Origin of the sequence: Oscillatoria sp. HE19RPO (assembly GCF_024220515.1) — a bacterium.
Classification (GTDB): domain Bacteria; phylum Cyanobacteriota; class Cyanobacteriia; order Cyanobacteriales; family Laspinemataceae; genus Laspinema.
Genome location: NZ_JAMXOT010000050.1, coordinates 26,283 through 45,334 on the forward strand (window position 1 = coordinate 26,283; position 19,052 = coordinate 45,334).

Annotated in this window: 20 protein-coding genes; 13 read left to right on the forward strand and 7 right to left on the reverse strand. The window is 46.9% G+C overall.

The window, feature by feature from the left end:
* Nucleotides 1–43: 43 nt before the first annotated feature.
* From NG833_RS05700 to NG833_RS05715, 4 genes are all read left to right on the forward strand, one after another.
* Nucleotides 44–775: a metallophosphatase gene (locus NG833_RS05700; RefSeq protein ID WP_254564340.1), complete on the forward strand. Its 732-nt coding sequence runs from the start codon at nt 44–46 to the stop codon at nt 773–775.
* Nucleotides 776–1,458: 683 nt separating this feature from the next.
* Nucleotides 1,459–1,608, forward strand: a complete 150-nt coding sequence (locus NG833_RS05705) for a thioredoxin family protein (RefSeq protein WP_254564341.1) — start codon at nt 1,459–1,461, stop codon at nt 1,606–1,608.
* A 142-nt stretch (nt 1,609–1,750) separates the two neighbouring features.
* Complete coding sequence (locus tag NG833_RS05710) at nt 1,751–2,401, forward strand: Crp/Fnr family transcriptional regulator (RefSeq protein ID WP_254564342.1); 651 nt, start codon at nt 1,751–1,753, stop codon at nt 2,399–2,401.
* 197 nt (nt 2,402–2,598) lie between these two features.
* Nucleotides 2,599–3,189 (forward strand): hypothetical protein, encoded by a 591-nt coding sequence (locus NG833_RS05715; RefSeq protein ID WP_254564343.1) that lies wholly within the window; start codon nt 2,599–2,601, stop codon nt 3,187–3,189.
* 148 nt (nt 3,190–3,337) lie between these two features.
* Here the strand turns inward: NG833_RS05715 and NG833_RS05720 are convergent, their stop codons facing one another.
* A complete protein-coding gene (locus NG833_RS05720) occupies nt 3,338–3,769 on the reverse strand; it encodes a hypothetical protein (RefSeq protein ID WP_254564344.1) in 432 nt (143 codons plus the stop codon).
* Between the two features lie 131 nt (nt 3,770–3,900).
* On the opposite strand from NG833_RS05720, the gene NG833_RS05725 reads away from it, so the two are divergent.
* The gene (locus NG833_RS05725) at nt 3,901–4,176 is read left to right on the forward strand and encodes a hypothetical protein (protein WP_254564345.1); all 276 of its coding nucleotides are present in this window, start codon (nt 3,901–3,903) and stop codon (nt 4,174–4,176) included.
* A 696-nt stretch (nt 4,177–4,872) separates the two neighbouring features.
* Here NG833_RS05725 and NG833_RS05730 read toward each other — a convergent pair.
* The 5 genes from NG833_RS05730 to NG833_RS05745 all read right to left on the reverse strand — a co-directional run bounded on the left by NG833_RS05730 (nt 4,873) and on the right by NG833_RS05745 (nt 8,969).
* Entirely contained in the window at nt 4,873–6,387 is a 1,515-nt protein-coding gene (locus NG833_RS05730; RefSeq protein ID WP_254564346.1) for a pyruvate kinase, read from the reverse strand.
* A gap of 228 nt (nt 6,388–6,615) precedes the next feature.
* On the reverse strand, nt 6,616–7,644 hold the full coding sequence (locus NG833_RS05735; protein WP_254564347.1) for a TIGR00341 family protein: 1,029 nt from the start codon (nt 7,642–7,644) through the stop codon (nt 6,616–6,618).
* 184 nt (nt 7,645–7,828) lie between these two features.
* Nucleotides 7,829–8,479, reverse strand: a complete 651-nt coding sequence (locus NG833_RS05740; RefSeq protein WP_254564348.1) for a restriction endonuclease subunit R — start codon at nt 8,477–8,479, stop codon at nt 7,829–7,831.
* Nucleotides 8,480–8,600: 121 nt separating this feature from the next.
* Nucleotides 8,601–8,726 (reverse strand): hypothetical protein, encoded by a 126-nt coding sequence (locus NG833_RS30335; RefSeq protein ID WP_256555835.1) that lies wholly within the window; start codon nt 8,724–8,726, stop codon nt 8,601–8,603.
* 63 nt (nt 8,727–8,789) lie between these two features.
* Nucleotides 8,790–8,969 (reverse strand): hypothetical protein, encoded by a 180-nt coding sequence (locus tag NG833_RS05745; RefSeq protein ID WP_254564349.1) that lies wholly within the window; start codon nt 8,967–8,969, stop codon nt 8,790–8,792.
* Nucleotides 8,970–9,005: 36 nt separating this feature from the next.
* Between NG833_RS05745 and NG833_RS05750 the strand changes: the two genes are divergently transcribed.
* The 3 genes from NG833_RS05750 to NG833_RS05760 all read left to right on the forward strand — a co-directional run bounded on the left by NG833_RS05750 (nt 9,006) and on the right by NG833_RS05760 (nt 11,027).
* Nucleotides 9,006–9,293, forward strand: a complete 288-nt coding sequence (locus tag NG833_RS05750) for a hypothetical protein (protein WP_254564350.1) — start codon at nt 9,006–9,008, stop codon at nt 9,291–9,293.
* Nucleotides 9,294–9,321: 28 nt separating this feature from the next.
* Nucleotides 9,322–10,059 (forward strand): pentapeptide repeat-containing protein, encoded by a 738-nt coding sequence (locus NG833_RS05755; RefSeq protein WP_254564351.1) that lies wholly within the window; start codon nt 9,322–9,324, stop codon nt 10,057–10,059.
* Between the two features lie 155 nt (nt 10,060–10,214).
* Entirely contained in the window at nt 10,215–11,027 is an 813-nt protein-coding gene (locus tag NG833_RS05760; RefSeq protein ID WP_254564352.1) for a hypothetical protein, read from the forward strand.
* 41 nt (nt 11,028–11,068) lie between these two features.
* Here the strand turns inward: NG833_RS05760 and NG833_RS05765 are convergent, their stop codons facing one another.
* Entirely contained in the window at nt 11,069–11,278 is a 210-nt protein-coding gene (locus NG833_RS05765; RefSeq protein WP_254564353.1) for a Nif11-like leader peptide family natural product precursor, read from the reverse strand.
* A gap of 87 nt (nt 11,279–11,365) precedes the next feature.
* On the opposite strand from NG833_RS05765, the gene NG833_RS05770 reads away from it, so the two are divergent.
* The 5 genes from NG833_RS05770 to NG833_RS05790 all read left to right on the forward strand — a co-directional run bounded on the left by NG833_RS05770 (nt 11,366) and on the right by NG833_RS05790 (nt 19,049).
* Complete coding sequence (locus tag NG833_RS05770; protein WP_254564354.1) at nt 11,366–13,879, forward strand: substrate-binding domain-containing protein; 2,514 nt, start codon at nt 11,366–11,368, stop codon at nt 13,877–13,879.
* A 210-nt stretch (nt 13,880–14,089) separates the two neighbouring features.
* Nucleotides 14,090–14,656 (forward strand): phage tail protein, encoded by a 567-nt coding sequence (locus NG833_RS05775; RefSeq protein WP_254564355.1) that lies wholly within the window; start codon nt 14,090–14,092, stop codon nt 14,654–14,656.
* A gap of 7 nt (nt 14,657–14,663) precedes the next feature.
* Entirely contained in the window at nt 14,664–15,641 is a 978-nt protein-coding gene (locus NG833_RS05780; protein ID WP_254564356.1) for a hypothetical protein, read from the forward strand.
* Between the two features lie 42 nt (nt 15,642–15,683).
* Nucleotides 15,684–16,157 (forward strand): phage tail protein, encoded by a 474-nt coding sequence (locus NG833_RS05785; protein WP_254564357.1) that lies wholly within the window; start codon nt 15,684–15,686, stop codon nt 16,155–16,157.
* Nucleotides 16,158–16,889: 732 nt separating this feature from the next.
* The gene (locus tag NG833_RS05790; protein ID WP_254564358.1) at nt 16,890–19,049 is read left to right on the forward strand and encodes a VgrG-related protein; all 2,160 of its coding nucleotides are present in this window, start codon (nt 16,890–16,892) and stop codon (nt 19,047–19,049) included.
* Nucleotides 19,050–19,052: the final 3 nt, after the last annotated feature.

Here is a 19,052-nt window from a genome sequence, read left to right on the forward strand (position 1 = left end):
ACTTTAAGGGTTTGTTGATGTTTTAGTAAGTTCAGCAGTCAAGATGGCATATTGGGCAATTCTCAGCGGGATTGAAGGAAATTTACAGGCATACGAAGCGGTGATTCAGGATTTAAAACGGTCTAAGTTGTCCCTGGAAGCGCTTTATATTTTAGGGGATGTAGTTGGACCAACTCCGGAGTCGGAAAAGTTGGTGCATCGGATTAGGAATCCGCGCCCGGGGGAACTGGAAGCGCAGGTCTGTCAAGGATGGTGGGAGGAACAATGTCTGATTTTGCATGGACTCGGACGGACGGGAAAACCGACTCAGTTGATAGAACAATATGGGATGAAAACGACTAAGGTTTTGTGGGATTCGGTTTCCCGGGAAACGGTTCAATGGATTAGTGGTTTAGATTTTGGTTTTTTTGAGTTGGACTGTTTGCTGATTCATGGCACAACGGTGAGTGTGGATGATGAAATTACGCCGGAAACACCGCCGATGAAAGTTCTGGACCGTCTGATGAGGATGGGGGCGAATTATCTGTTTTGTGGTCGGTCTGGATTGAGTTTTCAGTATCAGATTGAAGGGGGTTCTCTTCGGGATGCGATCGCCACTTTAGATGCAGCAGAATCGGCAACGGTGACTCATACCCCTCCCCGACAGGCGATCGGGGTCGGCAGTGTGGGACGGATTCCGGGTCAGGCGACTTACACCCTCTATCATCCCGGAGGCGATCGCCTGCAATTTAAAACCGTTCACTACGGAGTTCAGAAGGGATTCCAATCCCGATAATTCAGATTGCCCCCATCCCCTCGGGGTGGGGCCTGTCTTCTCTCCCCATCTTACTTAGGGAACTCCAAAAAATAAAATACCCAAAAAACCCGCAGGCTGAAGCCCTGGGGCTACACGGACAAAGCCCGCCTGCGCGGGCTAATACAGTCTTGTTAGGTGCTTAACCATCGGGATTTGGATGATTTATTTGTTGGAACACCCTTATTGCTAATCTTTATTGATTAATGGAGTCATCAAATTGGTCTTAAAATCGATAAATCTCTCAAAAGTTATATCAATGAATAGAGCTAATGACGGATTTAGGGGCTTTTTTGTCCCAATTTTCCCTAAACTACCCGGCAATCTAGGGACTTTACTAGAAAATTTGGGGCCTCTTCACAAAATTTCATGAATTAACATTGACAAATGCTATCAAACTCTCCTATTATTAATTGAGAATAACTTGCAAGTAGAAGCTCCCTGACTCTCCTGGATTTATGGATCCACCCAAGGAGTCCTCACTGGGAGCATCTCAATTTAACCTCAAAGGGGAATTTATACGTCTTGCTCCCCCTTCCCTCTTAGGGAAGGGGGCTGGGGGGTTAGGTCTCTTTGCCAAATTGAGATGCTCCCTCCTCACTCAACTCAATACAAATGCCTTTACCCCTCAACTTAATATGAACTGTCCTTGTTGTTCGGGAAAAATGCTGAGATCTATCAATCGAAATGGGTTGTATTGGTATTGTCCAGATTGTCGCCAAACCATGCCCGTTTCCCCCACGATTAATCGCTTATTAACACAAGGTGAACTGTCCCCAAACCAAGCTATCAACTTGGATTATATCGTCCATTGACCTAACCGGAATGGATTAAACCACCGGGGAAAACCAAGTGGATTAAATAATGGACATAATTCCCCTAACTTTACCGCCACTCACTCTAAATTACAGGCCACCCTAAATTGCCCGGTTACCCCTTTATCACCGAGGAACCAACATGAGCACAAATACATCCGTTGCCAGTCCCCTTCGACTGATGGACTCTCAACTTTCTCTACCGTCACTGACGCGGACAATCGCCCTAAGCGAACGGTTCAAAAGTAAAGAAATATTGCCATTAAAACCCGACATAATCTGGAAAATTGAAACCGGAGTAGTCCGTTCTATGACCTGGAATGAGGAAGGGAAAGTCATCACATTAGGCTTTTGGGGAGAGGGAGATATTGTCGGTAAACCGTTATCTCAAATGAACCCATATCAACTGGAATGTTTAACCCCCGTCGAGGTTAGCCAAATCGGTCCTCATCTTTATTTGCAACAAGCCTTGTTAGGTCAGGCTTGGAAAAGTGAAAAATTTCTCAGCATCATTCATCAACTTTCTGTTACGGATCGCTTTTTAAGTTTATTGGAATGGCTGTCCGCAGAATTTGGTCATCCCCTGGGCAACAATCAAGGAACATTAATCAATTTACGGATGACTCATCAGGATTTTGCCGATACCATCGGGTCTTCCCGAGTCACGATTACTCGATTACTCAGTAATTTTGAACAAGCCGGAATCATCGAGCGTTTTTGTAGCGGACATCAGCACAAATTAAGCAATTTGTGCCATTTATTATGTCGGCAGAGTTTGATTTTTAAAGGTTGATTTTTGTAAATCCGGATTTTGATTGCAAAATTCAACGGAGAGTGTGAATTTTTTTTGTAGACAGAGAAAGGAGACGACACTGGGTGCGGGGTTGGTGAATCTGTAATTTTATCCAGTTCCCCTCGCCTGTGGGTTATAATCTAACCCTTGGCATCCCAGTCTGCTTCTCCTCATTGTTTACCCCTCCACTCTTAACGATGCTAAACCTTAAAACAGTTCTTTGCCTAAGTTTCTTAGTGTTATCCGCTTGTGCCACCAGTCCCACAACTGAGGTGAATGCTCCCCCGGGGAATGGTCCTACAAATCCTTCCGTTCCCTCTGTACCCCAGAATCCTCCGGTTTCCCAAGCGCCTATTCCTAATCCAATTTTTGAGCCAATTCTGCCGCAAATTAAACAAGAAACTGAGATTCCAATTCTTTTGCCAGATTATATTTTTGGGTCCGATGGTGCTACCCAACTCTATGGCAATATTGAGACAGTAACGGCTTCTCAATATGCGCTGATTCTCGGATTTACGCCGGACTGTACCGGAGGGACTGCTTGTCGATTTGGCAGCGTTTCTGGAGAATCTCTTTTAGCAAGTAGTCCGGAGTTAGAAGGGAAAGCGGTCCCGTTAGATGATGGCATCACCGGCTATTTTATAGATGCAGTTTGTGGTGCAAACTGCTCAGATTCGACGATGACTTGGGACCAAAATGGCACGCGCTATCAGATGGGAATTAAAGCTGGAAAGCCTGAAGATTTGGTAAAAATGGCTAATTCGGCGATCGCCAGCGGGACCTATTAGAGTATCCCTACAGCCGAGCAATTGAAAAATGCAGGGACAGGAATCAACCCGGCTTTCCCAGGGTCAACATCCAGAGAAAATAAGTTTTTGGCAACCGGATTGAGTATAAAACGGTTTTTCAGAGGATTTTGGTCCCCACCAAAGTCCTCTATTTTTTAGGAATCGGGACAATTTCCTCGATCCATTGTTTTTCCATTACCTTTTGTAAGGCTTTGGAGAAATTCCATAACAGTTGTCGCGTGGCATTAATGGTTTGCTTCAAAAAATTCCATCTCATACCCAGACTATCTTCTTTAGTTTCATGAATCCGGGGAATTGGGGCGATCGCCAAGGGAAAAATCCCATAGCCTTTGAAATCTATCATCCTCTTCCCCTGTTTTTTCAGATTAAATCCAAATTTAAACCCCGAATTGACCCGCCCCTTTTTCTTAATCCAGCCCGGTTCATTCGGTTGAGACTCTAAGTCACCCCAACTGTCAGTCTGAGGCAAAAATAATTGAGAGGGAAACGCAATAATCAGGGCAATGAAGCAAATTAAAATTCCCCGAACTATCAACCAAGAGTACCCTGTCTTATTCATCGTAGTTGTTGCTAATTATTCCTAAGTAATGCCAGGAAAAACTCGACAAATCTCACCGATTTGAAGACCGAATAATCCGCAAGCCCAAGCAATGCTTTTCTTCATCCCACCCAGTCTGGGAACTCCCCAGGATGAAGCCTCATCCCAGACGGGCGATCGCCTTAACTCCTGCGATCGGGGTCTGTTCATCACCCCAATTGGGGATGGTTGTCCTCACCCTTAATGTTCCTCTGGGAACTGTGTACCTGTCTGCGCCCCATGATGATTTGGCGGGGCTGTGCAGTCCGGTTTCTACCTTAAACTCTCCTCACTGTTGGGCAAGACAACCCATGAATGAGGCTGCTGAGATTAAACCGCCTAAATTTTTCCTCGTTTTAATTGTAACTCTTTCGGGGACAATTCCCTGAAAATTTAATGTTTAATCAGCGAAAAAAATCTCAGGGTTTTTACGGAGAAAATCGAGCCTGATGCTGTTAACATTGCCCTGACTTCTCGGCTGAAAACTCCACTCACCCATTGGTGTGAATCAGCAACTGGGACTCCCTTGCCCCTTTCACCTTTTGACCCCTGGGGCCATTGATCCGGCTCATGCTGGATCCACGAACCTCCCCGGTATCTTGGGGAGGGCCAGCAAAACCCGCATTTGCAAAGAGTTTAGGATTTATTGTAAAGATTTGTAAATCTACTTGCGGGGTATCACCCCTCACTGCTATATTAAATGGAGTAGATGCACCCTGATGGCAACGCCCACTCACCCAGTGGGCGTTTTTTTTATCTCCCATTTTTAAAATTGCAGCAGTGTAATTGACTACAAATTCCCCTTCCCAGATTTATTGTAAAGATTTGTAAATCTACTTGCGGGGTATCACCCCTCACTGCTATATTAAATGGAGTAGATGCACCCTGATGGCAACGCCCACTCACCCAGTGGGCGTTTTTTTTTGGATTTTCAATAAAAAACCCGCACCCTAAAGGGTGGGGCTATACGGACAAAGCCCGCCTGCGCGGGCTCAAGATGACTTTTGAACTCCGGATTTGAGTATCAGTCTGTTCATGAACCCATTCCTCGATGAACCAGAGGCTACTTTACCGAGGAGGGACCCTTACCACGATCGCAATGCCCGGAGTTGAGGGGTTTTCTTCGACTGATGCGCCTGCATCCGCGTCAAGACATCATCTAAAATCTGCACTGCCTCTAAAATAAACGGCCCTTTATTCAGCATCACGCATTCCGCGCGTTCCGCCATTGCCGCATCGGTCATTTCCGCCCGAGAGGGAATCCCAGTTTTGGCAAGGCTTTCGAGCACTTGGGTTGCCCAAATCACCGGAACTTGTGCCGCTTCACATAACCAGAGAATTTCCTCCTGAATTTCGGCTAACCGTTGAAAACCGAGCTCTACCGCTAAATCCCCTCGGGCAATCATGACGCCAAAGGGTTGTTTACTGGCCCCTTGAACGATTAATTCCGGGAGATTTCGGACGGCTTCTTGGGTTTCGATTTTGGCAACGATCGCCAAAGTGCGGGCTTTTTCGGGCGATCGCAATCTTAACTCCTCTTGTAATCGCCGCATATCTTCGGCAGTTTGCACAAAAGAATAGCCGACAATATCCGCGTGTTTGGCGACAAAATCCAAATCTTGTAAATCTTTCTGAGTGAGGGAACTTAAGGGGAAAACCGTCTCGGGAAAATTAATGCCTTTATCGGTTTTGAGTTTTTCTCCTTTAGGACGGGTGTGGGTGACTCGCAGCAAAACGTCATCAGGCAGAATCGAGTCAACGATCGCGCCAAGTTTGCCATCATCAATCCAGACTGGATCACCTTCTTTCAAGGCCGAAATTGCCTCGGGTAAGGTACAGCTAATACTGGGCATTCCCTTGTGGGATTTGGGTTTATTGCCTGATAAAACAAAGCGATCGCCTAGAAACAAACGCTTTTTTTTATCCGATGTGATTAACTTGCCCGTGCGAATTTTGGGACCGCTTAAATCAAAATAAACTTTGCAAGAATAGCCGGTTTCTGCTTCGGCACGACGAATGAAACCCAGCATCTTTTCCCATTCCACGGGGGTATCATGGGCGCAATTAATCCGCAGACAATTCGCGCCTTGAGTGAGTAAATCTCGGACTAATTCATAATTTTCCGCAGCTTCCGTGGGGAGAGTGACCATAATTCGGACGCGGCGACTGGGGGAGGGGGAACCAAAGACGGCGCGGGCGCGGTAATTGAGGATGCGATCGCCCCGGAAGAATGCCCGTAAGGGAGGGCGTTTCGGTAAAGTTGCGGGGTCATGATTACAAACCGCCCCTAAGGTGGCGATCGCTGCCTCTAAATTCGGCAAAACCCGCGCCTCACTGCGTCCGAGGGAGGATAATCCCCAGGGAGTTAACGCCATTTGTAAATCCCGTAAATCCTGCCTTCGCAAGGCTAAATAATAGGCAAAATTCAACCCACTAATTAGAAATGACCGTCTTTGAATTCCCGGACGCCATTGTTCAAACAGTTCTCGACCCTCATCCTGAACTGTTTCACGGAGTTTGAGTAACGTATTCAGCAGGTCTTCTGGGTTGGATAACTCAGGAATAGGGAGTTGTAGCGGTTCAGAAATTAAGGTATGCATGATAGGTCACTGAATAGAATACAGGGTTAATTTCCTGAAATTTTTTCAAGCATCAGATTCAAGACCTTTTCTACTATTTGTCTTGATGAAGATACTTTTATTCTATAAGACTCAGCAACTTCACAACCGCCTGAGCAACAAATCTTAATTTGTTGCCCAGAACACAAAGATATATTACAAAAATGGAAACAGTCTATTTTTTCCCTAATTTTACTGGGTTAGACACCGTTAAACCCAATGGGTTCTTCTCCAAAACACAATACTGGTAATTACCACAAACAACAAACCAAACCAGAGAAAATAAGCGGCATTCGTCGCTTTTTGAGCCTTAGAAGCCAACCACCATTCCCCTGGACGAATATCTTGTACCGAAAAGGTCAAAACCCCGGCTAAATTCAAACAAACTAAATTCGTAAAAAATAGCAACATCGCCCCAACAGCAGCCTCCCACCGTCCCGAACCTAGCAACAGCCCAAACGTCACCAAAGGCGGCAGCAAAGCCACAGAAACCATCACCCCCACCAGTCCACTAATCGTCCCCGAAGTAAACGACAATGCACCGGCAATTCCCGACGCTAATGCTAACAAAACATCGGACCACCGGACCCGAGTTCTTAAAGCAATTTCGGTAATATCCAGATTAATGGGAATAAAAAATCCAATCAATAAAGATAAAGCGAGGGCCAGAGAAATTCCAAAGGCCCCAATTTGTAAGGCTTTTTTAGCCAAGGACATATCTCCCAAAGTCGTTGCCAGGGATAACCCCATATTCGGACCCAATAAAGGCGCAATGACCATTGCTCCAATAATAATCGTCGAATCATTTCGCAATAAGCCGATCGCCGCAATAATTGCCGAGATTAACAGCATGACAATATGCTGAATATTTAACTCTAAATCTCGGTCAATTTGTTGCTGAAGTTCTTGCCGATTCAGCCGCGACCCCTGGGGGTCTAATTCCACCTCGGGCAAGGGATTCTTATCTTCTTCCTCCGATGATTCCGACTCCGAGGAATGAGGTAAATAGGCACTAACCGGCAGGAGAATAATCCGAAAATCCTCTAAGGAGGAGAAATGAGAAGATAGAGTATCGATCGCCTCTTCTGCTTGTTGAGAAGACAGGATAATTTTAACCAAAGTCTTCTCTTCAGAAATCGGACTCTGCCAAATCGCCTCAACCGACTGGTTTTCCAGCAAGCCTTCTACTTTGTCAGCACTCGCTTTCGGTAAAAATAATTCAATTTGCCTTAGACTCATTTAAGCACTAATTTAATAATGATGTTCACAGCAGCATTATGCTTTAACCTCAAATTAGCATAAATAGCCAGTCTATGACCTAACCCTATAGGTAGAGAATCTCATAACTCGTTACTAGGACCTGCCTAATCATGCCTAAGTCAACAAAATCAAATGAAGGACCCTTCAATGCCTTGTCCCAACATCAAGTGTCAAGATGCTCCTGACAAATTGCCTTCATTACCTGCAATAACTGAATAGACTGTTCTGGATAGAGTAAACTTAGCTTGGGAAAGAGTTGATAGGTGGGAGGTTCACCTTTTTGAACCCACACGAATTGATAATCCATGCCATTCGTGGTGACTCCCCAAACCGCATCTTGATGAGTTAACCCTGTGTAAGCATAAGTGAGTAACTGTGCTAATCCTTCTGAAGCATCAATGCTGCTATTTTTTGATTCAATTAACATGACCCATAAAGCAGTAACGGTTGCCTCTTCTCGACTCCGAGTCGCGGCTAGAATATCCATCCGACCCTTAATTTTGGTCTCAGCATCTTCGATATCAATATCAGCGATTCCCACTTCCAGACTAATTTTAATCTGAGGATGGTGAAACCCAGACAGCCACATTAACGGAGAAATGAATAAAAATTGAATTTGGCCCTCTAAAATTTTCCCCGCTTCATAGTAACTTTCAAAAGTTTGGCGAATTTCTGACAAAGCCTTCTGTTCGGATTCTGTCACAGGTTGCAAAGAGAGCAATGAGGTGAAAGAGTCATTAAGCCGTCTTTGCAGATTCAACAAACGATGTACATCTTTTAACACCAAATTTGTGGCATCCAATGTAAGTACCATTGAGTTGTCCTCTGATTAAATCAAAACTTACTCATTTGGGGCAGGCAGACCCTAAATGTAGAGGCGATTCGCGAATCGCCTCTACATTTAGGCGCGATGTTATAGAGCGCCTTTTCTTTCTCTACTGGATTCCCATCAAAATCCGGCTTTCTTCCTGGTAAACTTGATTGTCAATCACCCGATAAATTATCGTTTTCTCACCGTCTTCCCCTTGAGCGTGAAAATAACCGGACAAGTTTAAATCCATTGCCAGAAGTTTGAACAAATTATCCTGGAACAACTCTAAACCTTCAGCAGTGACATCCGCACCCTAAAATAAATACCGAGTCCAATTAACCGGGGATTCGCCCCAACACCAACCCTGTAAAGATAGTCCAGCTTTTGGATCTTGTTTATGACTCAGTTGGAGTAACTTTACCAAAGAGATCGCCTGTTCAAACTGTTCTGCTTCGAGTTCCAACCAACCCCGCAATGAATAAAAGTAAGCCATTTATTTAGTCTCCTTTTTTCAAACTACAAGCTGATAGTGACACTCGCACCAAGCATTGCTCGTGCTGTGGCGCAAACCACGTCACGGGGACCCCACCCTAACCCTCCCCTTGCCAAGGGGAGGGGACCGGAGATGCAGTTAATCGTAGGGCAAATCACCATAAAGGAGGGCAACTTTTGGCAATCTTTTATCAATCTCCCCCTCCAGATAGATGGCAACCTTGGACCCTCTCAACCCCTGGAGTCTGGTGTCAACCCCCTTTCCTCCCTGGATTTCTTCTATTTAGTTAGAATAGCCAATGGGAAAACCCAGGGGAGACAATGACAATAGAATAGCCAAGCTTGAGGCATTCATGAAACAAATCCTACTGGCGATCGCCTTCTGGGTAACCAGCGCAATTCCCCTGCTTGCTGAGAACCCCCAGCACCTGCAACAACTCTTCAATACCCGAGACTGTCGCAACTGCGAACTCAGCGGCATCAACCTCAGCGGGGCCAACCTCACCGGCGTCAACCTCAGCGGGGCCAATCTGAACGGGGCCAATCTCAGCGGGGCCAATCTGAACGGGGCCAATCTTAACGGGGCCTCTCTCCTCGATGCCAACCTGATTGGGGCCAATCTCAGCAGGGCCTCTTTAATCGTCACCAACCTCAGTGGTGCAATTTTGCATGAAGCTAACTTAAGGGATGCGGATTTATATGGGGCGATCGCCGCTGATGCCGAATTCAACTTCGTGAACCTCGTTGGGGCCTCTCTCCCCAAAGCCAATCTTTATCTCTGCGATTTCACCGAAGCGGACCTCTCCACCGCCAACCTCGAAGGGGCCAACCTCGAACGCGCCGACTTAACCGACGCCAAACTCCGGAATACCATCCTGATTGACGCCTCCCTCTGTCGCGCCATCATGCCCGATGGTTCTGTTTCGGAAATCGGTTGTCCCCCAGCTGAACCGGTGGCTGAACCGGCGGCTGAACCCCCACCTGAACCGACACCTGAACCGGCGGCTGAACCCACTGCTGAACCTGCGCCTACCCCCACAGCGCCAACCCTTCCGCCACCGCCACCCCCGCCACCGCCAGTCACCCGGTAACGGTTGGGATAACTAGCCATAAGTCGAATGTGACTCCCCAACCGAGTCCCGTAAAATAAGTGGATTCCATCTTATACGGAATACGTTACTCAGAGGTTTATAAAAACCCCCACCCTTGAGGGTGCCGGTTTTTGCTCGCCCCAGGAGGAGTCTTTATGAAAAAAATCAGAACCCTAGTTCAGCGCAAAAGTAAGAAAAAATATCCCCAAGCCTCTACAGTAGAGGGTCAATTTGAGTCGCGTCCTTTCCCCTCACCGACGGAAGCATCCCCGGAACAGACGCCGGGGGTCCAAGCCGAATCCGAGGGGAAAAAGCGTCAGGGTTTCAACTTTGCCAATATTGATATCTTTCCACCAGAGGAATCGGCAACTCCGGGGGTCCAACCCACGATTCAGCGTCAGGGAGGCGATCGCGACGAACCCGAAGCCGAGTTAATCCAGCCCGATACCCAGGCAACCGCCACTCCTGAGACCCTGCAACTCCAGGAAGACGAAGAACACTCAACCCCAGCCACTGCTCAAACTCCCGAGGAGGAATTAACCGTCAAGGCTGCACCGGATACAACCCTTCAGCGAAAAGGCAAAGATAGACAGGCGCAAATAGACGATCGCCATAATATCAGTGACCCCTACATCGAACCCACCCGCTGGTTAGAAACCCTCAAGCGGGAACGAGTCGCGGATTTGTTCCGCACCCCTGGGGGATTAGACGGTCATGTTCAACAGATCCAAATGGAAGTCAACCGGCTAATTTCAGACCGCAATCGGCGCAAATTAGAAGGTCAAACCGGGGAAGAAGTTACGCAATATACAACCGCCTTAAATACCTTGCGAAATGCCCTGATTGCCAGTGCCAAAGCTGCCGAATTTGATTTTGCCAAATTTGGGATTACCTTTGCCCCCCTAGGCTCCGACCTTTATCTCGAATGTGACCAGGGTCAGGTCAAAGTGGATGGCAAGCCCGTTTAAGCCCAGCCCAGGCAATGCCGTGCCAGTTTACTTTGCGGGGGTTAAATGCCCGGAATTTCCGATAACTTTGACTCTAGTTCTTCGACCTTAAACTGGGTCGCTTCCATCCATTCCTCCGTTGTAAAATCATATCCATCTTGACGAGCCATCGCGACTAATTTCTCTAAACTGGGAGCAGAATTATATTTTTCTTTAAGGGAAGGATCGGCTTGAACTGCTCTAAATAATCGAACAACTTCCGGGAGCGCCATTTGAGATTCCTCCAAACATTCACTATCAGGCGGTCAACTGAAACATTCCCTTAAATTCTAAAACAACTTTTAAAAAATAACCAGATTATGTCTAAAGAAGTTGGCAAAAAATTAGCCCAGGAAGCGGGTAGCCGAGAAATCAGTCGCATCATCATGCGGGGTTCCTCCGTGAAAATGGGCATGAAGAATCGCCTGTTCCGATTTGTCCCCGCTCGATTTCAATGGGTGATTCCCTTCGCCCAGCAAAACTTAAAAATTAAACCCCCCAAACTGCCGGAATTAAAATTTAAGCTGCCGGGAAGATTTCGTCAAAACCAAAATAGTGAGAAACAGTCGCAGCAACTCGCCCCAGAAATTGAAATAGGGACAGTACCAGAGGTTATTCAACTGGTTCAACCCCTGTATTCAAAGTATGATTGTGTCCGAGGAAATCCTTTAAGCTGCGAAGTGGCTCAACAGACCCTGGAGGCAAAATCCCAAGCCAAATATTGCAGACAATGTGGGTTTCCGGTTCCCTTAGCACCGGAAACCAAAATTCGAGGCGATCGCGGAACTTACCAAATTGAAAAATTGCTGCGCCATCGCGGAATGGGACGGCTGTATGAAGCGATCCAACTCAGCGATCGCCAACCCGTCATCCTCAAAGAATATGTCTTACCCAAACGCTATTTTAACTCCGAAGAAATTCGCCAGCGCAAAGACTTATTTCGGTTAGTCGGTGGGATTAATTTAGCCGATGGTCGCATCCAGGACCAGCGGCTGATTTCCCCCTGGGAGGCAGTCGCCCCCTTACGAGAAGAACGCTGCTATCTCGTCACCAAAGGTCAAATCGACGCTTTCCCCACCCTGTCCAGCTACCTCTTAGAAACCGGACCCTTTACTAGCCCCCAAGTCCGCCAAGTTCTCGACCAAGTATTACAAAGCTTAGAGTTTCTCCATGAGCAGAAATTTCGTCTGCGTTCCGGTGCGCTGAAACAGGGAATTATTCATGGAAACCTCAGTTTAGATAGCCTAATTTTTGTCCCCAATGTTCAAGGATTTTTTATTTACTTATGCGATTTAGCTCTCTGGGAAAATTTTGGTCAAGCCCTGTTGTCTGACTCTACTTATTCATCTCCCGGACAAGATTTAAAAGCCTTAGGATATATTGCCTTTTATCTATTAGTTGGCCACACCTTCAACCCGCAAACGGAACAGGAACTCGACCCCAGGATAGAGGACGATTGGCCTTTGGGCGTTCACCTTGGACTGAAAGACTTTATTTTAAACTTAATTGGACTGGGAACTCAAAAATTTGAAACCGCTCAAGTGGCGCGGCAAACCCTGCTAAAATTATCCGGGGAATGGTGGATCGGCGATGGCAGCGTGATTCCCTCGGGAACACCGGAAACAGTTATTGTGAAAACCCTTGAAAAAAAACGCCGTCAACGCACCCGAATTTTAGCCTTTTTATTGGGGATTTTGGGTTTACTATTACTGGCCCTGTTAATTTGGTGGGCAATGGTGACTCGGCAGCAAAAAGCTATGGCAAAAGACCCGGTTTGTTGTATTGACAAAGTAGCCAGTATTCCCCTGGGAAAGTTTACTTATACCGCATCAGTAAATGGCACTTGGAGTTATGTCCTCCAGCAACCGAATTTAATTGCCCCGGGCAGAACATTAGAGCAAGACTTGCAACAACGCCTCCAACCCGAAGACCCCAGCGAACCCCCGAAATACACCTTTCGCTATGTACCCGAACCCTCTTCAACCGAGGCGATCGCCAAGGTTTTATCCGGAGAAACGGACTTTGCTATTACCAATTTAGCCAATGCTCGCACCGCCTACGATAATTTAATTCATACTCAAATTGGCTATCGAGAATTTGCCTACGATGGCATTGTCGTTTTCGTTTCCTTCAGCTATTCTCGGCGAGAAAATGGCCTCCCCCAACGGTTAAATGGGAGCATTACTTTCGAGCAATTACGGCAACTTTATACGGGAAAAATTACCAATTGGCAAGAAGTAGGCGGTCCTAATCTGCCCGTCAAACTCTATATTCCTAATGAAGAAGAAGCTTTGCGAATCTTTGAACAGCGCGTGCTCAAAGATGAACGGGCGATCGCTGAATTTCACAACCTCCTGAGAGCCCAAACTACCGGGGATAGTTTAGTCAGAATTCCAGCCACAATTACCCCACTGTCTACCTTCAATATGCTGCGAACCGTCATCCGAGATTTTGAGGATAGAAATATCGGTAGTATTGGATTTGCCACCTTGAGTAAAGTCTTTGGACAATGTTCCGTTTATCCCCTCGCCTTAAGTCAGGGAAACCAACCTCCAGTTTCTCCCTTAGTTAGAAATCTGGATAACCAACCGATTTCTCCCCTCACCGACTTGTGTAATAATAAAGGCAGTTATCGCCCGAATGTGACCGCTTTTTCCCAAAATCACTATCCCTTAGCCTATTCTTTGGCGGTGATTTATCCCCGGGACAATCGTCTCCCCTCCGTCGGAGAAAAATTTGCCGAAATTATCACCACCTTAGAAGTTCAAAACCTACTCGATCGCGCGGGACTCATTCCAATTTACCGAGAATCTGCGCCCTCGGGAGTTCCATAAAAAAAAGGATGAAGGAGTAGGGTGGGCAATGCCCACCAACACAGAAAGGTGGGCATTGCCCACCCTACAATTTCTTCTAATCCAAATTAGTCTAGGGAAAAGGGTGAAGTTCGACCTTTGTCTAGTATCCACAACCCTCCAACAACCCTAAACTGAGCTATAGTTTTGGGGCCTCAATGTGTCACCAAATCAAAGGGGAGTCATTAATTCATGACGAAACAAAATCAGACGGAAACCCACGGACTGAATTATATTGCAGCCAATCGCTTTTATGTGGAGATGCAGGAAACTAACTCCATCTCCGCTTGTTTTAGCGAATGTTCGGGGTTGAGCGTGACGGTTAACTATGACACCTATTTTGAAGGGGGAGTCAACAACCAACAGCGAATTATCCTGGGAAACACCCAATTTTCAGAAGTCACCCTCAAACGAGGGCTAACCAATGATGCCGCCTTTTGGGGTTGGGCATCGCGAATGCTGACCAAAATCAGTCCGGATAATGCCGCGAGTCCCCAGCGTCGGAATATTAATATTTTACTATTTAATACCGCCGGAGAAACGATTCAATGTTGGACCCTAGTCGGGGCGGTTCCCGTTGCCTGGAGAGCACCGGCATTAAGGGCAGATGCGGCAACGGTAGCCATTGAAGAGTTATCTTTGGCTTATGAAGGGTTAAATGTTTCGGTGGATACGAACCCTGGTGGCAGTGGCAATGCTCTCGGTGGCGGTGGTAAAATTCACCCGAGTGGCAGGGGTGCTGGTGGGTTCTTTATTTAGGGGGTAAATGATGGTAGAAGCTGTGGAGAATTATGGGGAGGAACCGGGCGATCGCAGTCGCCTTGCGGGGTTGAAACCTCTGGGAATTAACAAGCCTTTTTTGCCCCATCAACCCCTGGGACAAAAACCTTTTGAACCGCAATTTTTAAAATCCATTGCCCGGGAATCTTTAACGAGTTTTGAGTTAGAACTGGCGATCGCATCCGGTGAGGAGGAAGGGGAGTATCTCAATTTTGAAAAGAGACCTAACCCCCCAGCCCCCTTCCCTAACAGGGAAGGGGGAGAAAGAGATTTATTTCCCCCTTCCCTCACAGAGGAAAAGAGACCTAACCCCCCAGCCCCCTTCCCTCTGAGGGAAGGGGGAGAAAGAGATGTATTTCCCCCTTCCCTCTTAGGGGAGGGGGGCAGGGGGGAGAGGTCCGATCGGGTTTTAGACAAAATTGCGATCGCCACCAAAGCAGGACAACCCTTGGGACAGTGGCATTCCATCGGCGATCGGCAAACCCAACGTACCCTGTCTGCAAATCCCTCCCCTCAACTCCCCCTCACCCTCTCCTTAGAAGAGATTCCCGCAAATTTTGCTCAACTGTCCGCCTTAACCCCCTTCAATAGTCCTCCCTTAGATGTGGGAATCGCTGCTACAACCGACTCCATGCCAACCGCTTGGACGAATTTGGAAGACTTACTCACCCAAACCGCCCAAATCGATACCGATGGGGAATTTGTGTTAACCCCCTGGGGAGTACAACGAGAGACCCCTCCAGAACCCAAAGGCGATCGGTCCCCCGTCCCTGCCCAAAATCCCCCCGACTATTCCGATCCTAGAAGTCGAGAAGTCACCATCACCGCCCTGGGATATGGACCCACACCGGAACCGGAAAACTTAGAGATTTTAGCCCGAAAAGTTTACGATTTGATTAAACAGCGCCTAACCATTGATCGCGAACGGAATGGGGGTCGGTATTCTCGGCGATCGCCCTGGTAAATGTAGTATTTAATGCCGTATTCATAATAAGGAAAAACCGCCATGCCTGGTAACAACGTTGCCTCCGGGAAACTCGAAAAAGCAAAACTAATTTCCCAAGAAAGCGACACCATCGAATTCATGTTCAACCCCACCGAACTGGTATTCGACCACTCTATTAGCGTCAATCCCAGTCGAGGTGCGCGGACCAGTTCCGGATTATCCAAAGTCAGCTTTGCCCATCCCGAACCTTGCACCCTCACCATTAGTAACATCATCTTTGACACCTACGAAACCGGCACCAGCATCCTCCCCTCTATCAATCTGCTCAAACAAGCGGTCAGTTTTGCCACCAAAGGAACTGCCGCCAAAAAACGTCCTCCCACCTATATTTTTGCCTGGGGACAACAACAATATATGCGCTGTTTCGTCACCCGACTCAGCTATCGATTAACCCGCTTTTTACCCGATGGCACTCCCGTACAAGCGCGAGTGGATTTGACCCTAACTGAAGTGGATAAGGCAACTGGGAAGTAGGGGAGATGGAAGAGACTTACAAGAGTAGGTTTTTATTTCCGGTCCCCTCCCCTTGGCAAGGCTATGCGTTACTCACATATTTCTTAACATTCTCTAAGCCTTGCCAGTCAAGGGTTTTCGCCATTGGCTTCACAAATCTTAACTGAGGGCTTGTTGAGAATCAACCTAATTTATTGACAAGAGGTAACGAGAGCATAAGGGTTGAGCGAATGCTCATCAATTGTTAAGAAAGATGCGAGTAACGCATAGCCTTGGCAAGGGGAGGGTTAGGGTGGGGTCCACCCAGTTCGCAAAAACACCACTTTTGATAGCCGGATTTGCAATAGAACCCTGATGGGAAGTAGGGGAGGATGGGGAGGATGGGGAAGATGGGGAGGATGGGTGAGACTTACAAGAGTAGGTTTTTATTTCCGGTCCCCTCCCCTTGGCAAGGGGAGGGTTAGGGTGGGGTCCACCCAGTTCGCAAAAACACGACTTTTGATAGCCGGATTTGCAATGGAACCCTGATTAAGTAAAGGATTAAACCTCTTTCTTATCATCCAAGGAGAAGAGGACCCCACCCAACCCTCCCCTTGCCAAGGGGAGGGCTATGAACAACCAAAACTTGAAAAAATTACCTCGTAAAAAACCTACCGTTATAAGGATGGGGGAGAATCGGTTGATTAGAACTGAATAGCTCTTTTCATTGATTCATTATCATCAGAAATTTATACCAAAATTACATTAAGAACCATGACAGCAATCTCTTACTTAGCTCAACCTAGCTTAAAAATAGATGGAACCGAGGCGTCTGAACAATTAAGGGCAGATATTATAGAAATCTCCGTAGAAGAAAGCCTTCATCAGCCGGGAATGTTTACCCTGATGATTAATAATGACTACTTCCCCGGGACCGGAGACCCCTGGGGACATGAAAAATTATTTGCCATTGGTAAATCCATCGAAATTGGGTTTAGTTCTAGTACCACTGAAGCCCAGGAATTTTCCCAAGGGAAAACCACTGCCAGCCTGTTTAAAGGAGAGATTACCTCCATTGAATGTAGCTTTACCGAAACCTCAGAAGCTACCATGCTGATTCGCGGGTATGACGTGGGTCATCGGCTGCATCGGGGGAGATATAATCGGTCTTTTCAAAATATGAGCGATACGGATATTCTCAAGAAAGTGATTGGAGAAGTGGGAATCTCCGGTGGGACTATTGATTCTAGTGGTTCTCCCCATGATTATGTGTTTCAAGAAAACCAAACCAACATGGAATTTCTGCGGGAACGAGCAACCCGCAATGGATTTGAACTGTTTGTTCAAGATGGAAAACTTAATTTTAGAAAACCCAAAGCAGGCAGTACCTTGGAGTTAAAATGGTTGCAGGATATCCATAGTTTTAGAGTGCGAGTTTCCAGTAGCGAACAAGTGAGTGCAGTGGAAGTGCGCGGGTGGGATTATAAACAAAAAAAAGCGATTGTTTCTAAGGCTGAGTCTGCCAAGGTATTAACCAGCACCCAATATCAAGAGGGGAAGAAAACCAGTTCTGCCTTCAATGGTAAACCCTCCAAAGCCACGATGATAGTTGTGGATAAACCTGTTTTTAGTAATAAAGAAGCCGATACGATCGCCCAATCTTTGTGCAACGAATTAGGCGGAGAATTTGTCCAAGCTGATGCTGTTGCCGAAGGCAATCCCGACATCCGCACCGGCAAACTGGTCCAATTTGCCGACATGGGAAAATATAGCGGCAAATACTACATTACCGAAGCCCGTCACCTTTATCAAGATGGCATTTATACCACGGAATTTAGTGTCCGAGGATTGCGGGCGGATGATATTGCCACCACCGTCGCACCGGAAACTCGACTAGAACCGGGACAAACCATGATGGTGGGAGTGGTATCTAATAATAACGACCCGGATGGGTTAGGACGAGTGCGGGTGAAATTTCCTACCCTGACAGAAGAACATGAAAGTAATTGGGCGCGGGTGGTGGCGATCGGGGGCGGACCCGATCGCGGATTTGACTGCTTACCCGAAATCAACGACGAAGTGCTGGTTGCCTTTGAACATGGAGATATTCATCGACCTTATATCATTGGCGGTGTCTGGAATGGCAAAGATAAACCCCCGGAAAAAGTGGCCGAATCCGTCGCCAATGGAAAAGTGCGTCTCAGAACGATTAAAACTCGTCTCGGTCATAAATTGCAATTTGTCGAAGAAGATAAAGGCAGCAGTAAAAAAGGAATTTATATCGAAACCGTTGACGGAAATAAACATAAACTGCATCTGAACGATACAGACAAAAAGATAGAAATGAAAACCAGCGGTTCTCATTATCTGTTGTTAGATGATAAAAACAAAAAACTCGAAGCCAAAACCAATAGCGGTCATACCGTCTTAATGGATGATAATGGCAGCAAAAAAATAGATGTCACCTCCGTCGGAGACATGAACGTGAAAACCGGGAGTTCGGGAAAAACCCGCACCCTCAAAGTCGATGCGGGAGAAATTCAGCTCACCGGCACCACTAAAATCGTGCTGAAAGTGGGCGCGAATCGTATTGAAATATCCAATTCGGGGATTAAAATTGATGGCTTAAAAGTCGAAGTGTTGGGAAAAACAGGAATCGAGATTAAATCACCCCTGAAAGTTGACATTAGTGGCGCAACTCAAGTTAATGTGCAGTCAGCGGTCCAAGTTGGGATTAAAGCCGGGGCCTCGCTGAATGTTCAAGCGGGGGGTTCCTTGGGTCTGCAAGCTGCCGGGTCCCTAAGTGGCACTGCCGGGGGTTCGGTAAGTTTGACCAGTGGGGGTGCCGCAAGTATTACTTCCGGTGCCGCATTCCAAGTCACTGCCGGTGCCAGTGCCGGGATTTTAGCACCCCTGATTCGCCTCAACTGTTGATCC

Coding starts and splice junctions, on each gene's coding strand:
- NG833_RS05700 (WP_254564340.1), top strand. CDS start 44: ATGGCATATTGGGCAATTCTCAGCGGGATTGAAGGAAATTTACAGGCA.
- NG833_RS05705 (WP_254564341.1), top strand. CDS start 1,459: ATGCTGAGATCTATCAATCGAAATGGGTTGTATTGGTATTGTCCAGAT.
- NG833_RS05710 (WP_254564342.1), top strand. CDS start 1,751: ATGAGCACAAATACATCCGTTGCCAGTCCCCTTCGACTGATGGACTCT.
- NG833_RS05715 (WP_254564343.1), top strand. CDS start 2,599: ATGCTAAACCTTAAAACAGTTCTTTGCCTAAGTTTCTTAGTGTTATCC.
- NG833_RS05720 (WP_254564344.1), bottom strand. CDS start 3,769: ATGAATAAGACAGGGTACTCTTGGTTGATAGTTCGGGGAATTTTAATT.
- NG833_RS05725 (WP_254564345.1), top strand. CDS start 3,901: ATGAAGCCTCATCCCAGACGGGCGATCGCCTTAACTCCTGCGATCGGG.
- NG833_RS05730 (WP_254564346.1), bottom strand. CDS start 6,387: ATGCATACCTTAATTTCTGAACCGCTACAACTCCCTATTCCTGAGTTA.
- NG833_RS05735 (WP_254564347.1), bottom strand. CDS start 7,644: ATGAGTCTAAGGCAAATTGAATTATTTTTACCGAAAGCGAGTGCTGAC.
- NG833_RS05740 (WP_254564348.1), bottom strand. CDS start 8,479: ATGGTACTTACATTGGATGCCACAAATTTGGTGTTAAAAGATGTACAT.
- NG833_RS30335 (WP_256555835.1), bottom strand. CDS start 8,726: ATGGATTTAAACTTGTCCGGTTATTTTCACGCTCAAGGGGAAGACGGT.
- NG833_RS05745 (WP_254564349.1), bottom strand. CDS start 8,969: ATGGCTTACTTTTATTCATTGCGGGGTTGGTTGGAACTCGAAGCAGAA.
- NG833_RS05755 (WP_254564351.1), top strand. CDS start 9,322: ATGAAACAAATCCTACTGGCGATCGCCTTCTGGGTAACCAGCGCAATT.
- NG833_RS05760 (WP_254564352.1), top strand. CDS start 10,215: ATGAAAAAAATCAGAACCCTAGTTCAGCGCAAAAGTAAGAAAAAATAT.
- NG833_RS05765 (WP_254564353.1), bottom strand. CDS start 11,278: ATGGCGCTCCCGGAAGTTGTTCGATTATTTAGAGCAGTTCAAGCCGAT.
- NG833_RS05770 (WP_254564354.1), top strand. CDS start 11,366: ATGTCTAAAGAAGTTGGCAAAAAATTAGCCCAGGAAGCGGGTAGCCGA.
- NG833_RS05775 (WP_254564355.1), top strand. CDS start 14,090: ATGACGAAACAAAATCAGACGGAAACCCACGGACTGAATTATATTGCA.
- NG833_RS05780 (WP_254564356.1), top strand. CDS start 14,664: ATGATGGTAGAAGCTGTGGAGAATTATGGGGAGGAACCGGGCGATCGC.
- NG833_RS05785 (WP_254564357.1), top strand. CDS start 15,684: ATGCCTGGTAACAACGTTGCCTCCGGGAAACTCGAAAAAGCAAAACTA.
- NG833_RS05790 (WP_254564358.1), top strand. CDS start 16,890: ATGACAGCAATCTCTTACTTAGCTCAACCTAGCTTAAAAATAGATGGA.